The sequence below is a fragment of the Desulfosporosinus orientis DSM 765 genome, from assembly GCF_000235605.1.
Classification (GTDB): Bacteria; Bacillota; Desulfitobacteriia; order Desulfitobacteriales; family Desulfitobacteriaceae; genus Desulfosporosinus; species Desulfosporosinus orientis.
Genome location: NC_016584.1, coordinates 654579 through 667470 on the forward strand (window position 1 = coordinate 654579; position 12892 = coordinate 667470).

The 12892-nt window shown below is 44.1% G+C and carries 13 protein-coding genes; 12 read left to right on the forward strand and 1 reads right to left on the reverse strand.

Going from position 1 to position 12892, the window contains the following annotated elements; translation table 11 throughout:
- The first annotated feature begins 27 nt into the window (after positions 1 to 27).
- From DESOR_RS03180 to mobA, 12 genes are all read left to right on the forward strand, one after another.
- Complete coding sequence (locus DESOR_RS03180) at positions 28 to 963, forward strand: DMT family transporter (protein WP_014183170.1); 936 nt, start codon at positions 28 to 30, stop codon at positions 961 to 963.
- Entirely contained in the window at positions 926 to 2116 is a 1191-nt protein-coding gene (locus DESOR_RS03185; protein ID WP_042331876.1) for an amidohydrolase, read from the forward strand. Before DESOR_RS03180 ends, DESOR_RS03185 begins: the two co-directional genes overlap by 38 nt.
- A 71-nt stretch (positions 2117 to 2187) precedes the next feature.
- The gene (tsaE, locus tag DESOR_RS03190; RefSeq protein WP_014183172.1) at positions 2188 to 2670 is read left to right on the forward strand and encodes a tRNA (adenosine(37)-N6)-threonylcarbamoyltransferase complex ATPase subunit type 1 TsaE; all 483 of its coding nucleotides are present in this window, start codon (positions 2188 to 2190) and stop codon (positions 2668 to 2670) included.
- Between the two features lie 12 nt (positions 2671 to 2682).
- Positions 2683 to 3405 carry a tRNA (adenosine(37)-N6)-threonylcarbamoyltransferase complex dimerization subunit type 1 TsaB gene (gene tsaB, locus DESOR_RS03195; RefSeq protein ID WP_014183173.1) on the forward strand — a complete coding sequence of 241 codons (723 nt, stop codon included), beginning with the start codon at positions 2683 to 2685 and terminating at the stop codon, positions 3403 to 3405.
- Positions 3398 to 3865 (forward strand): ribosomal protein S18-alanine N-acetyltransferase, encoded by a 468-nt coding sequence (rimI, locus tag DESOR_RS03200; protein ID WP_014183174.1) that lies wholly within the window; start codon positions 3398 to 3400, stop codon positions 3863 to 3865. The genes tsaB and rimI overlap by 8 nt, the downstream gene beginning before the upstream one ends.
- Positions 3862 to 4890 carry a tRNA (adenosine(37)-N6)-threonylcarbamoyltransferase complex transferase subunit TsaD gene (gene tsaD / locus DESOR_RS03205; RefSeq protein WP_014183175.1) on the forward strand — a complete coding sequence of 343 codons (1029 nt, stop codon included), beginning with the start codon at positions 3862 to 3864 and terminating at the stop codon, positions 4888 to 4890. Before rimI ends, tsaD begins: the two co-directional genes overlap by 4 nt.
- Before the next feature lie 488 nt (positions 4891 to 5378).
- A complete protein-coding gene (locus tag DESOR_RS03210) occupies positions 5379 to 5972 on the forward strand; it encodes a 5-formyltetrahydrofolate cyclo-ligase (RefSeq protein WP_014183176.1) in 594 nt (197 codons plus the stop codon).
- Between the two features lie 23 nt (positions 5973 to 5995).
- On the forward strand, positions 5996 to 6478 hold the full coding sequence (nuoE, locus tag DESOR_RS03215) for an NADH-quinone oxidoreductase subunit NuoE (protein ID WP_014183177.1): 483 nt from the start codon (positions 5996 to 5998) through the stop codon (positions 6476 to 6478).
- Positions 6479 to 6490: 12 nt separating this feature from the next.
- Complete coding sequence (gene nuoF / locus DESOR_RS03220; RefSeq protein ID WP_014183178.1) at positions 6491 to 8287, forward strand: NADH-quinone oxidoreductase subunit NuoF; 1797 nt, start codon at positions 6491 to 6493, stop codon at positions 8285 to 8287.
- 52 nt (positions 8288 to 8339) lie between these two features.
- Entirely contained in the window at positions 8340 to 11021 is a 2682-nt protein-coding gene (fdhF, locus tag DESOR_RS27715; protein ID WP_014183179.1) for a formate dehydrogenase subunit alpha, read from the forward strand.
- Between the two features lie 95 nt (positions 11022 to 11116).
- Positions 11117 to 11350 (forward strand): glutaredoxin family protein, encoded by a 234-nt coding sequence (locus tag DESOR_RS03235; protein ID WP_014183180.1) that lies wholly within the window; start codon positions 11117 to 11119, stop codon positions 11348 to 11350.
- Positions 11328 to 11975, forward strand: coding sequence for a molybdenum cofactor guanylyltransferase (gene mobA, locus DESOR_RS03240; RefSeq protein WP_242832449.1), 648 nt, complete (start codon positions 11328 to 11330; stop codon positions 11973 to 11975). Before DESOR_RS03235 ends, mobA begins: the two co-directional genes overlap by 23 nt.
- 14 nt (positions 11976 to 11989) lie before the next feature.
- Here the strand turns inward: mobA and fdhD are convergent, their stop codons facing one another.
- Positions 11990 to 12775: a formate dehydrogenase accessory sulfurtransferase FdhD gene (gene fdhD / locus DESOR_RS03245; protein WP_014183182.1), complete on the reverse strand. Its 786-nt coding sequence runs from the start codon at positions 12773 to 12775 to the stop codon at positions 11990 to 11992.
- Positions 12776 to 12892 lie beyond the last annotated feature (117 nt).

Consider the following 12892-nt stretch of genomic DNA (forward strand, 5'->3'; position numbering starts at 1 on the left):
GTTATAATGGTCAAATGGAGGCCTGAAATGCGCAACGAGCAAAAAAGGGGACTGCAGGGAGTTGGCGCAATTCTCGGAGCGGGAACGGGATACGCCTTAATGTCCATTCTAGTCAAGGAGGCTTTCCGGCTGGGGCTTGATCCTTTTCAGGTAATTGCATTACAATCTTGGATTGCTTCTATAATATTGCTTATCTATGCAGCTTGCTTTGCCCGAGAGATCTTTAAAGTTTCCCTTCAAACCTTATGGCTGTTAACTTTTCAAGGCTTGGTTGGGGTGCTTGGAACTAGCTTATTATACGCGTATTCGCTAAAGTTTCTATCTGTCTCTGTGGCAATATTGCTGCTTTATCTTTATCCTGCTTTAGTACTAGCGGCAGGAGTTATAATATGGCACAAAAGAGTTAACCGGCAAGAGATGGCAGCTTTTTTATTAACTTTTGCAGGAACAACTCTTGCCAGCGGGATTCTCTCAGGAGTGAACGCGGTCGCTTTGATAGGAATAGTTTTAGGACTGACTGCAGCGATGGCATATGCTTCATTTAATATTGCAGGAGAGTTTGTATTAGCTAAGGTATCTCCCTTAGCAGCTATGTGCTTTACTCAATGGGTTTGTGGTATAGCTCTGTTGGTAATCATGAATAACAAAATTTTAAATATTCCATGGCAGAACATTCAAACTTGGAAGATAGGTTTCTTATTGGCAACAGTTGCCTCAATTATTCCGTTCTATTTAATTCTTTTTGGTATTAAACGGCTCGGAGCAAATCAAGCGTCCATTCTTAGTACATTTGAATTACCCATGACATTCATTCTGGCCGCTATTTTTCTTAATGAATTTCCCAGCGGAGATCAATTGGCAGGCGGTGGTCTAGTTTTAGTTGGTATACTATTGTTAAACTGGAGGAGTAAAAGTGAACAAAGGAATGAAGAAGAAGCTTTGTATCAAGAACGGTCTGATTAAAACTATGGCCGGGCAAGAATTTAAGGGGGATATTCTTATTGATGGAGCTAAAATAGCCGCTTTGGGTGAGAGTTTAGCAGGAGATGTGCCGGAGGATACTGAGATTATTGATGCAGAGGGATGTCTCGTTCTGCCGGGGATGATAGACGCTCATTGTCATGTAGGTATTGGGGAAGAGATTTACCGCTGGGAAGGGGAAGACTTCAATGAAATGACCGACCCGGTTACCCCGGACATGCGGGCAATTGATGGGATTAACCCGGAAGATGAAGGCTTCCGGGATGCCCGGTTAGGTGGAGTAACAGCAGTATTTACTGTTCCAGGCAGTGCCAATGTGGTTGGCGGAACGGGTGTTGCCATGAAGACGGCTGGGAATATCGTTGATCAAATGGTTGTGCGGGACCCTGCAGGCTTGAAGGTCGCTTTTGGAGAAAATCCCAAAATGGTCTATGGTGAACAAAAGAAAATGCCTATGACTCGGATGGGGACGGCAGCTCTTCTGCGCCAGACCTTAGTGGATGCTCAGACCTATAAAGATAAATTAGAACAAGGTAAAACCGATTCGGATAAACTTCCTGAACGGGATTTGGGGTTAGAGGTCCTGGTGAAGGTCATCAACCGTGAAATTCCGTTGAGAGCCCATGCCCATCGTGCCGATGACATCATGACGGCTATTCGCATTGCCAGAGAATTTGAGGTTGACCTAGTTATTGAGCATTGCACTGAAGGACATAAGATTGCAGAGGAACTGGCAAAACAGGGTTATCCAGCAGTGGTAGGTCCATTATTGACCAATCGTGCTAAAGTTGAACTTAAGGATAAGTCCTTCAAGACACCGGGGATTTTAGCAGAAGCTGGGGTCAAAGTTGCCATTATGACGGATCATTCCGTCACCCCAATTGAACAGCTGCCTCTTTGTGCCGCCTTGGCATGGAAAGCAGGCATGGATAAGGAGGATGCCTTACGGGCGGTTACTATTCATCCTGCAGAAATATTAGGTGTCGCGGACAGGCTGGGATCATTAGAGGTTGGGAAAGATGCGGATATTGTTATTTGGTCAGATCATCCCTTTACGATTACGGCTGAACCCTTATACGTGATAATTAATGGAAAGCTTGTAAAACCTGAAGCCAAGGAAGAAACAGTAAATTAATGATCATTAAGTTTGAAGGATAAATGTCTTTGGATACAATAATATTGTTGTTGTATCAGGAGGAATCATTAGTGGATTATAAAGTGACGAGTAATTCTGTTGAGTATACTCATGAAATAGGAAAGCAATTAGGCCGGTGTTTGCAGGGCGGAGATGTTATAGCTCTGATTGGAGATTTAGGGGCCGGAAAAACAGCCTTTGCTCAGGGAGTAGGAGAGGGCTTAGGTGTGGCAAGTCCGATGGCCAGCCCAACTTTTACTCTGATCCATGAATATAAGGGGCAAAGGGATGGAACTGAGATCCGGCTGATCCATATGGATCTTTACCGATTGAGGCACCCGGAAGAGGCTGAAGTTATTGGGATTGCCGATACTTTTACAGAGGATGCTGTCTGTATTATTGAATGGCCGGAAATTGCCGAAGATTACTTGCCGGATGACCGGTTAACGGTAGGGATTCTTGGCAGCGGAGAAATGACCCGGGAAATTGTTTTTCAGTCGAAGGATTCCGGCTGGGAGAAACGGCTCGATTTTCTTTCCGGTGAAGCAGAGTAAGAGGAGGACCCAATGAAGTACTTAACCATCGACACAACCACAAAAGTGACAACTGTAGCCTTGGCTGAAGAAGAGAGGTTAGTTGGTGAGGGGTTTTTACATACTACCAAGACTCATTCCGAGCGAATTATTCCAATGATTGAACAGCTGCTCTCAGCAGCGGCATGGACACTTCAGGATTTAGACATGATCGGAGTAGTTCGCGGGCCGGGGTCCTTTACTGGGATACGGATTGGGATTGCCACAGCACAAGGTTTGTCACAAGTACTGAATCTTCCCCTCATAGCGGTTCTGTCTTTAGACGCTTTGGCCTGGGCGGGCAAGGAAAGGGCGGAAGATATCGTTCCTATCTTGGATGCGCGCAAAAACGAGTGGTATACAGCACGCTATCGCTGGCTGAAAGGGGAAGAGGCGGAGTGTATAACTCCGCCTCAAGCCATGCCCATTGACAAATGCTTAGACTACTTGAAGGAATTAGACCGGCAAATTTGCCTGGTGGGAGATGCTGTGGAAAAGGCTCAAAATAGAATAGCGGAAGCTTTAGGCAACCAAGCTGTTATTTTACCTGATTATGTTGGCTTGCCCCGGGGGGCTTATACTGCGAAAGCAGTCTGGCAGAAGTGGAAAAAAACCGGTGCAGGAGAGCAGGTGGAACCCTATTACATCCGTCTTTCTGAGGCAGAAGTGAATTGGGCTAAAAAGGAAGAAGCAAAAAGGGGCAAGAGCCATGAATGAAGGAAAGGTACGTCCTATGCGTATGGACGATCTTGAGGCAATCATGGAAATTGAAGTCTCTTCATTCTCGACTCCTTGGTCTTTGCAGGCCTTTAAAGCGGAGCTTAAAGATAATGAATACGCACGGTATACTGTATTGGAGGTAGAGGGTAAAGTCGTCGGGTATATGGGGCTGTGGTTTATATTGGATGAGGGACATATCACAAATGTAGCAATTGCTCCTAACTTTAGGGGGAAGCATTGGGGAGAGTTTCTAATGCGTTCTGTGATGGTGAAAATGATTGAGGAAGGCATGGAACGGATGACTCTTGAAGTTCGGGCATCAAATAGTCCGGCTCAGTCTTTATATAGTCGCTTAGGATTTAAAACCGCAGGAATTCGCAAGGGATACTATGCTGATACAGGAGAAGATGCTCTGATAATGTGGGTAGATTTGGGAATGGAGGTGAACAGGGCATGACAGTTAGAACGGATAAAGAGATCATTATTTTAGGTATAGAAACGAGCTGTGATGAGACTTCAGCGGCTGTTCTGATTAATGGAAGGGATTTAAGAAGTCATGTTATTTCCTCACAAATAATAACTCATCAAAAATATGGCGGGGTTGTGCCCGAAATCGCCTCACGAGAACACAGTTTGCATTTTCAGCCTGTAGTTCAACAAGCTTTAGATGAGGCCCAAATGAGTTTTAGTGATTTGTCTGCTATTGCCGTAACCTATGGTCCTGGGCTTGTCGGTTCCTTATTGGTTGGAGTCTCCGGTGCAAAAGCCATGGCCTATGCAGCCGGTATACCTTTGATTGGGATAAATCACTTGGAGGCTCACATTTATGCCAATTTTTTGGAACACCATGATTTAGAATTTCCCCTTCTGGCCTTGTTGGTTTCAGGAGGACATACTCATTTAATTTTACTTGAAGACCATGGGCAATACAAAGTATTGGGTCTTACCCGGGATGATGCAGCCGGAGAGGCTTTGGATAAAGTAGCCAGAACATTGGGATTAGGTTACCCGGGCGGCCCTCAGATTCAAAGAATCGCATTAAAGGGGGATCCTCACTCTTTTCAATTCCCACGGGCTATGTTAGAGCCGGATAGTTTAGATTTTAGTTTCAGCGGTATGAAATCTGCAGTATTGAATACCCTGAACACAGCAAAGATGCGAGGGGAGGAACTGAGTGTTCCCGATGTTGCTGCTTCTTTTCAGCAAGCTGTAATTGATGTCTTAGTTCGCAAGGCTTTAATGGGCATCCGGTTGACTAAGGTTAAAACATTACTTCTTGCCGGCGGAGTGGCTGCTAATGCTTTACTCCGTGAAACTTTAAATCAGACCTTATCAGAACGCGGAATCCGATTAGTCTACCCATCCCCTATCTATTGCACGGACAATGGGGCGATGATAGCAACAGCCGGTTACTATCATTATTTGAGAGAGGATTACGCGCCTTGGACTCTTAATGCTGTTCCTGGACTGAGTTTAAGGTAAAAAGATAAGTAGAATTAGATAGAATCGATTAAGGAGTGTAACTTCAGCAAAGGGGGCGCTGTTGTTGCACTCCTTAATGCTTAAGGGGCTTAATGATTGATAGCAAACGTTGACAAAAAGGGTTCTTATAAGGGAAGCATATGTTCTGTGGATAAGGTAGACCTGTGGACAATGTGGATAAGTCTGTAGATAAGTTATTGGAGCGGTTTTTGAGTTTTCCACACATTGTGATTAGTTGGGATAGCATTATCCACAATCCTTGTGGATAATGTGGATAACCCGGAAACAAGGCTTAGTACAGAGATTTAATAAGTGGATAACTTTGTGTGTTAACATACCGAATGAATCTATATTTAGAATAAATTTAAGGTTATAAATACCGGATATGAAGGGTATTAACAAAATATTTAATTAATATTGGAAGGATTTTGACTTTATTTATCGAATAATTTAAAATGCACGAAATTTTAACGAAAGGGAGCTTTCTCATGAATGAGGTTAATAAAAAATTGAAAGCCGAAGTTCGTAAATCGTGTTTAAATCAGAGAGCCGCTTTGGGAGAACAAGAAAGAAAGAGCAAAAGTTTAATTATTCAGCAAAGATTGTGGGACTCACTTGACTTTCAAAAGGCTCAGACCGTGATGTTATTTCTTAACTTCCGGGATGAAGTAGAAACCACGGCCACAGCAGAGGCTGTGCTGGCGAGTAAGAAACGATTGATATTACCTCGTTGTGCACCTAAGGGTGTTATTCTTCCTCTTGAAGTTAGTAATCTAGCATTAGATCTTGAGCTTGGGGCTTGGGGAATTCGTGAACCCAAGTTAACAAATGTAGAGGTAAATCCTTTAGAGATTGATTTGGTTGTTGTACCTGGGGCCGGTTTTGATTTGCAGGGAAATCGTTTAGGGTATGGAGGAGGCTATTATGATCGCTTTTTTGAGCGGTTGAAAAATTCAGTCCCAAAGGTTGCTCTTAGTTTCGAATCCCAAATCATTGGACAAGTGCCGGTTGATGAGCACGACGCAAAAATGACTAAATTGATCACAGAAAAAATGGTTTACGTTTTTAGCAGAAAAGGATAGGAATTCAATAGGGGGGATTTTTTTTGTGCACTGCGTGTGAAGAGTTAGTGGATCCTAAAGAAGTTCAATTGCAAGAAGTTATCGAGAAGTATAAAAATCAGAACGGGCCTTTGATCCCAATTTTACAAGGAGCTCAAGAAATTTATGGGTACTTGCCTGCCCATGTCCTTAAACTGATCAGTAAAGCCATTCGTATTCCGTTGGCGAGAATTTATGGTGTGGTAACGTTTTATGCTCAGTTTCGCTTGACACCTATGGGACGTAACTTAATCAATATCTGTTTGGGGACGGCTTGTCACGTTCGTGGAGGTGCCAAGATCGTTGAAGCTCTTGAAAAAGAGTTGAAAATCAAAGACGGAGCTACTACAGAAGACGGACGCTTTACCTTGGAAGTTGTAGCCTGTATAGGAGCATGTGGGTTGGCACCGGTTATATCCATCAATAATGAGGTTCATGGACGGTTAGTACCGGAGAGTATTCCCGGGATATTGGCTAAATACGAGTAGGGGGATAAAGGGATGGCTGAGAACCAACGTATTCTAGTTTGTGCAGGTACGGGATGTGCCTCCTCAGGAGCACTTCCCATCATTGATGTCTTGAATGAAGAAATCAAGAAACAAGGTCTCGCAGATACCATAAAGATTGTCGGCACCGGATGTCAGGGATTCTGCGAAAAAGGGCCTACGCTTGTTATTGAACCCCAGCATATTTTATATACCCGAGTCACTAAAGAAGATGTTGCTGAAATTGTAACTTCAGAGCTTATCAAAGGGGAGCGAGTGGAACGTCTGCTTCCTGTTGATCAGGAAACCCAAAAACCCATTGATTCTATGTCAGATGTTAAATTTTTTGCAAAGCAGCATCGCATTGTCCTGCATAATTGCGGGGTTATCGATCCTCAAAAGATTGATGATTATACTGCTCGTGAAGGTTATAAGGCGATTGAAAAAGCACTTAAAGAAATGTCGCCTGAGGAGGTTATGGAAGAGGTCAAGAAATCCGGACTGCGCGGCCGCGGAGGAGCCGGATTCCCCACAGGTGTTAAGTGGGGCTTCTGCCGCCAAACTCCCAGTGATAAAAAGTATATTATTTGTAACGCAGACGAAGGAGACCCGGGTGCATTCATGGACCGCAGCGTCTTGGAGGGAGACCCACATTCCGTTATTGAGGGTATGTTAATCGGGGCTTATGCCATCGGGGCAGATGAAGGCTATGTGTACTGTCGCGCCGAGTATCCTCTGGCTATTAAGCATTTGGGAATTGCCATTAAGCAGGCAGAAGAAGCTGGCTATTTGGGAGAAAATATTCTTGGCACAGGTTTCAATTTCCGTCTGAATGTCTTTGCCGGAGCGGGAGCGTTTGTTTGCGGAGAAGAAACAGCCTTGATGGCATCCATTGAGGGTAAACGGGGGATGCCCAGAGTTCGTCCGCCTTTCCCGGCAGTCAGCGGTTTATGGGGAAAACCGACCAATATCAATAACGTTGAGACTTGGTCAAATATCCCACATATTTTACGCAACGGTGCAGAGTGGTACGCTCAATTTGGAACAGAAAAAAGTAAAGGAACTAAGATCTTTGCTTTAACCGGTAAAGTAAATAATACAGGACTGGTTGAAGTTCCCATGGGGACAACCCTTAGAGAGATCATCTTTGACATTGGTGGCGGAATCCAAGGCGGCAAGAAGTTCAAAGCAGTTCAAATTGGTGGCCCTTCCGGAGGATGCTTGCCAGAGGACATGCTCGATCTTGCAGTGGATTATGACACTTTGACTCAAGCTGGGGCAATGGTTGGTTCCGGCGGACTGGTTATCATGGATGAAACTACTTGTATGGTGGATATTGCCCGTTATTTCCTGAACTTCTCCAAGAAAGAATCTTGCGGGAAATGTACACCCTGTCGAGAGGGAACCACCCGGATGTACGAGATCCTTGACAGGATTACCAAGGGAGAAGGTAAAGAGGAAGATCTTGATACCTTAGAGAATCTGGCTAATACCATCAAAGAGACCTCCCTCTGCGGTTTAGGTCAGTTTGCGCCAAGTCCGATTCTGGCCACTCTGAAGTATTTTAGGCATGAGTATGAGGCACACATTCATGACCACAAATGTCCTGCGCACAATTGTACAGCTTTGTTAAGCTACACCATTGATACTGAGAAGTGCAAAATGTGCAGCCTTTGTGCTAAAAACTGTCCTGTTAATTGTATTTCAGGGGATAAGAAGACAAATACTCCTTATGTTATCGATGAAGAAAAGTGTATCAAGTGCGGAACCTGTATGGAAAAATGTAAATTTGGTGCAATTAGCAGAGCATAAGTGCAATAAGACAAGTTTTCTATGAATGGACAAACTGAGAGGAGTGAACATTTTGGAGTGGCTTACATTGACAATTGACGGACGTGAAGTCAGTGTACCTAAGGGTACAACTGTACTCGATGCCTGTCGTATGAATAATATTCCTATTCCAACTTTGTGTCATGCACCGGAGCTGACTCCGGCAGGAGCATGTCGTTTATGTGTGGTTCAAATTGAAGGAATGCGCAATCTTCCTCCGTCTTGTGTTACCCAAGTTGCCCAAGGTATGAAAGTGGAAACTCAAAATGAAAAGGTTCGAAATGCCCGCAAAACAATCCTGGAGCTTTTAGTAGCCAATCATCCCTTGGACTGCATGACTTGTCAAAAAATGGGAGATTGTTCTTTGGCAGAGTATGCCTATGAATATGGCGTAACTGGTGAAGTTTATCAAGGGGAAAACCGGTGTCTTCCTATCGATGACAGTAACCCATTTATTCTCCGTGACCCCAATAAGTGTATTCTCTGCGGAAAATGTATTAAAGCTTGTTCAGAGATTCAAGGAAAGAGCATTTTAGACTTTTCCTTCCGTGGATTTGATACTCAAGTAGGACCTGCTTTTAATTTACCTTATAAGGAGTCCGATTGTGATTTTTGTGGATCTTGTGTTTCAGTCTGTCCGGTTGGAGCACTGACAGAAAAGCAAATGGCCGGTAAAGGACGTCCCTGGGAAGTGACGAAAGTCCAAACAACCTGTCCTTTCTGTGGAGTCGGTTGTAATTTTGACTTAAATGTCAAAGACGATAAGGTCATTGGCGTAACTTCAAATCCCGATGCCCCGGTTAATGGCAAAGCGTTGTGCGTCAAAGGCCGCTTCGGCATGGATATGATTTATAGTGACAATCGCATAACAACCCCTCTGATCAGGAAAAATGGCGAACTTGTTCCTGCAGATTGGGATGAGGCTCTGGATTTGGTTGCCACAAAATTAGGGGAAATCAAGAAAAATTACGGTCCAAATTCCATCGCTGCACTAAGTTCTGCCCACTGTACAAACGAAGAAAATTATCTGATGCAAAAATTCATGCGCGCGGTTATCGGCACAAACAATGTCGATCACTGCGCAAGGACTTGACACGCTCCCACTGTGGCCGGTCTGGCCACCTCATTTGGATCCGGAGCGATGACCAATTCCATTAATGAAATTCCAAACTCCAAAGTTATGTTTGTGATTGGTTCAAATCCCACAGAAGCCCATCCGGTGATTGGGACAAAAATGAAGCAAGCCTTGGCTAAAGGTGCTAAGTTGATTGTCGCCGATCCTCGCCGCATCAACCTTGCTGAGGATGCCGATGTCTGGCTGCGGCTGAATCCAGGGACGGATATTGCTTTGATTAACGGGATTATGCATATTATTCTTGCCAATGGATGGGAAAACAAAGAATTCATTGAGGAACGGACAGAAGGTTTTGAAAAAGTCCGGGAGGCCGTTCAACAGTATACCCCTGAAGTCGTTAGTAAAATTACGGGAGTTCCCGTAGAACAGATGGAAGAAGCTGCCAGAATCTATGCTACAGCTGAACGCGCTTCCGTTTTCTATACCTTAGGAATTACTGAGCATACTTGCGGTACGGACAACGTCATGAGCTTGGCAAACCTGGCTATGATGACAGGAAATCTCGGTAAAGAAAGCTCAGGGGTTAACCCAATGCGGGGACAAAATAACGTGCAGGGTGCCTGCGATATGGGAGCGTTGCCTAATGTTTATCCTGGTTACCAACAGGTGGCAAGCCCTGAGGTACGAGCTAAGTTCGAAGCTGCCTGGGGAGTACCGTTAGACCCCAATCCTGGATTTATGATTCCGGATATGTTTGGGGCTGCCGTAAGCAAAGATCTGCGTGCTTTGTATGTCTTAGGTGAGGATCCAGTCATTACCGATGCGGATGCTAACCACGTGCGTAAAGGACTTGAAGCCCTTGATTTCCTTGTTGTTCAAGAAATCTTTATGTCAGAGACTGCAAAACTGGCTGATGTTGTCCTGCCTGGAGCCAGCTTTGCGGAAAAAACAGGAACCTTTACAAATACTGAGCGCCGGGTGCAGATGGTTAATCAAGCCATTAAGCCCCTTGGCAATGCCAGAATTGATGGTGACATTATTTGTGAATTAGCGACTCGCATGGGTTATCCTTTTGAGTATAAATCTTCGGCGGAAGTCATGGAGGAAATAGCCAAGTTGACGCCTCAGTTTGCGGGCATTACCCACGAACGGTTGGGCACTCAAGGTTTGCAATGGCCTGTACCCCATGCGGAACATCCGGGTACCAAGTTCCTCCATGAAGGTAAGTTTAACCGAGGCAAAGGGCTCTTTGTCGCCATTGAAAACCAACTGCCCAATGAGTTGCCGGACGAAGAGTATCCTTTCGTACTCAATACTGGACGTAAGCTTTCTCACTATAATGTCTTCACACAACACTCGGCATCCCTGGGAGTTCATTCTCCCCATGAACTGGCTGAGGTCAATCCGACAGATGCTAAACGCTTAGCTCTTGAAGACGGTGAAGTCGTTAAAGTAGCCTCTCGCCGGGGTGAGCTGAAAACTAAAGTTAAGATCACAGAGCGGGTACCGGTTGGTATGGTCTTTATGACTCTTCACTACTTTGATTCTCCAACCAACGTACTGACCAACGGAGCCTACGATAAAGTCACCAAAACTTATGAATATAAATATTGTGGCGTAAAGATTGAAAAGATCAGCTAAATTCTAAGAGGGACCCTTCGGGGTCCCCTTTTAATTTTAAAAACAATATGATACATTGAATATGATTAGCTTGAAAATTTAGGGAGTTGAAGTTTGTGAGCCTAGAAGTAACAATGTATACTTTACCCCTTTGTCCGTACTGTGCCCGCGCTAGGCGGTTCCTTACGGATAAGGGGATTTTATTTACAGAGAAAAATATAATGTTTCCCAAGAACTTAATGGAACTAAGAAGTATTACAAATTCTATAGGAGTTCCTATCACGGTTGCAGGGGATAAGATCTTAACACGTTTTTCCCGTGAAGAATATGAGGAGGTCTTTAAAAATTAATCATCATCAATTCGAAACCGGAAAACCTTCTCCGAAATTGAACGCAACTGGAATTCTACTGGCCGGCGGCAAAAGTTCCAGGATGAAAAGAGATAAGGCCTTCTTAGAGTTTGAGGGAAAATCTCTGGCAGAACGAAGCATTGGAGTGCTAGAAGCAGTATTTTCTGAGGTACTCATCAGCAGCAACAAACCTGAACTCTTTGCGGCCTTTGATCTGCCTGTCATTAAAGATGAAACTCAAAATCGAGGGCCCCTTGAAGGACTTTTTCAAGGCCTAAAAGCGGCCAGGTATGATGAAGTATTTTTTGTTGCCTGTGATATGCCCTTTTTGAATCAAAAACTTATTCGTTATTTAGCAGCTTGGATTCCTTACTATGATATTGTTGTTCCGAAGCTGGAATCCGGGGTCCATCCATTGCATGCTTTCTATCATCGCCGTTGTCTCTCTGCCATAAAAAATAATCTCGAGGCAGGATTCCTCAAGATTATGGATATTTATTCGTCCTGTACAGTAAAGTTTGTAACTGAAGCAGAACTAACTGGATTTTCAGATATTAAAAATGTTTTCTGCAACGTGAATACCCCAAAAGAGTGGGCTGACGTCAATAAACGCCTTGACTGCTAGGACACAGAATAGAGTTATGGGATAACGCGTTCCGGACAGGTATAAATATTTAAACGCTGTTCTCTGGCAAACCCAATGACTGTGATGTTAAGAGCAGCTGCTTGCGAAAGAGCCATATCTGTCGGAGCGCCGCGGGCTATGAGGATCGTTACGTTCATTTTAGCAACCTTGAGCAGGATCTCGGAGGAAACACGTCCGCTAAAGAAAATCACGTGGTTTTCAAGATTTAAAGTGCGTTCAAAGGCCTCACCGCTTAGTTTATCGAAAACATTGTGCCTGCCAATGTCGAAACTTGTCATAAGTACTTGGCCTTTCCAGCCGACGCCTCCGCTGTGGATTCCGCCGGTTGCCTTAAAGAGGGGAAGATGAGATTGTAAATACTTCGCATAATAATAGGCTTCCTGAAGTGAGATAGTACTTGTTGATGTAAGGGGCTTGACCATCATAGCGTCATTGGCAAAACAGAAGGAAGCTCTGCTTTTCCCGCAACAGGCAGATACGAATCGTTTGCTCATGAGTTCTTTTTGCAAAACACAGGGCTTGCCCTCGACCCAAACCATGTGGTCTACAGGATCATGGCGATAGTCATAGACATCTTCGGGTACTCGAATAAATCCTTCATTGAATAAAAAGCCAAGAGCGAGTTCCTTGGTTTGGGAAGGTGAGCACAACAGGGTGGCGATTTCTTCGCTATTGAAATGGATGGTTAACGGAACTTCTCGAACAACAGTATCTTCCATCCATTCTAGTGATTCTCCATTGGCTTTAAGAATGGTATGGCTAATGGTTTCGTTTTGCATGGTTACCTCCTTGAACATTAGCTCTTTAATAGTGTACAATATTTTAGAAAAAACCTGTATCTTTTTTTCATAAAAAGACAAAATGTTATTATAATCCAAAGGAATTCAGGTGCTTTT

Bases quoted from the DNA above. Each gene is read 5' to 3' on its own strand.
- fdhD (WP_014183182.1), bottom strand. From the start codon at position 12,775: ATGCAAAACGAAACCATTAGCCATACCATTCTTAAAGCCAATGGAGAA.
- nuoF (WP_014183178.1), top strand. From the start codon at position 6,491: ATGGCTGAGAACCAACGTATTCTAGTTTGTGCAGGTACGGGATGTGCC.
- tsaD (WP_014183175.1), top strand. From the start codon at position 3,862: ATGACAGTTAGAACGGATAAAGAGATCATTATTTTAGGTATAGAAACG.
- rimI (WP_014183174.1), top strand. From the start codon at position 3,398: ATGAATGAAGGAAAGGTACGTCCTATGCGTATGGACGATCTTGAGGCA.
- DESOR_RS03210 (WP_014183176.1), top strand. From the start codon at position 5,379: ATGAATGAGGTTAATAAAAAATTGAAAGCCGAAGTTCGTAAATCGTGT.
- tsaB (WP_014183173.1), top strand. From the start codon at position 2,683: ATGAAGTACTTAACCATCGACACAACCACAAAAGTGACAACTGTAGCC.
- DESOR_RS03185 (WP_042331876.1), top strand. From the start codon at position 926: ATGAAGAAGAAGCTTTGTATCAAGAACGGTCTGATTAAAACTATGGCC.
- mobA (WP_242832449.1), top strand. From the start codon at position 11,328: ATGAGGAGGTCTTTAAAAATTAATCATCATCAATTCGAAACCGGAAAA.
- DESOR_RS03180 (WP_014183170.1), top strand. From the start codon at position 28: ATGCGCAACGAGCAAAAAAGGGGACTGCAGGGAGTTGGCGCAATTCTC.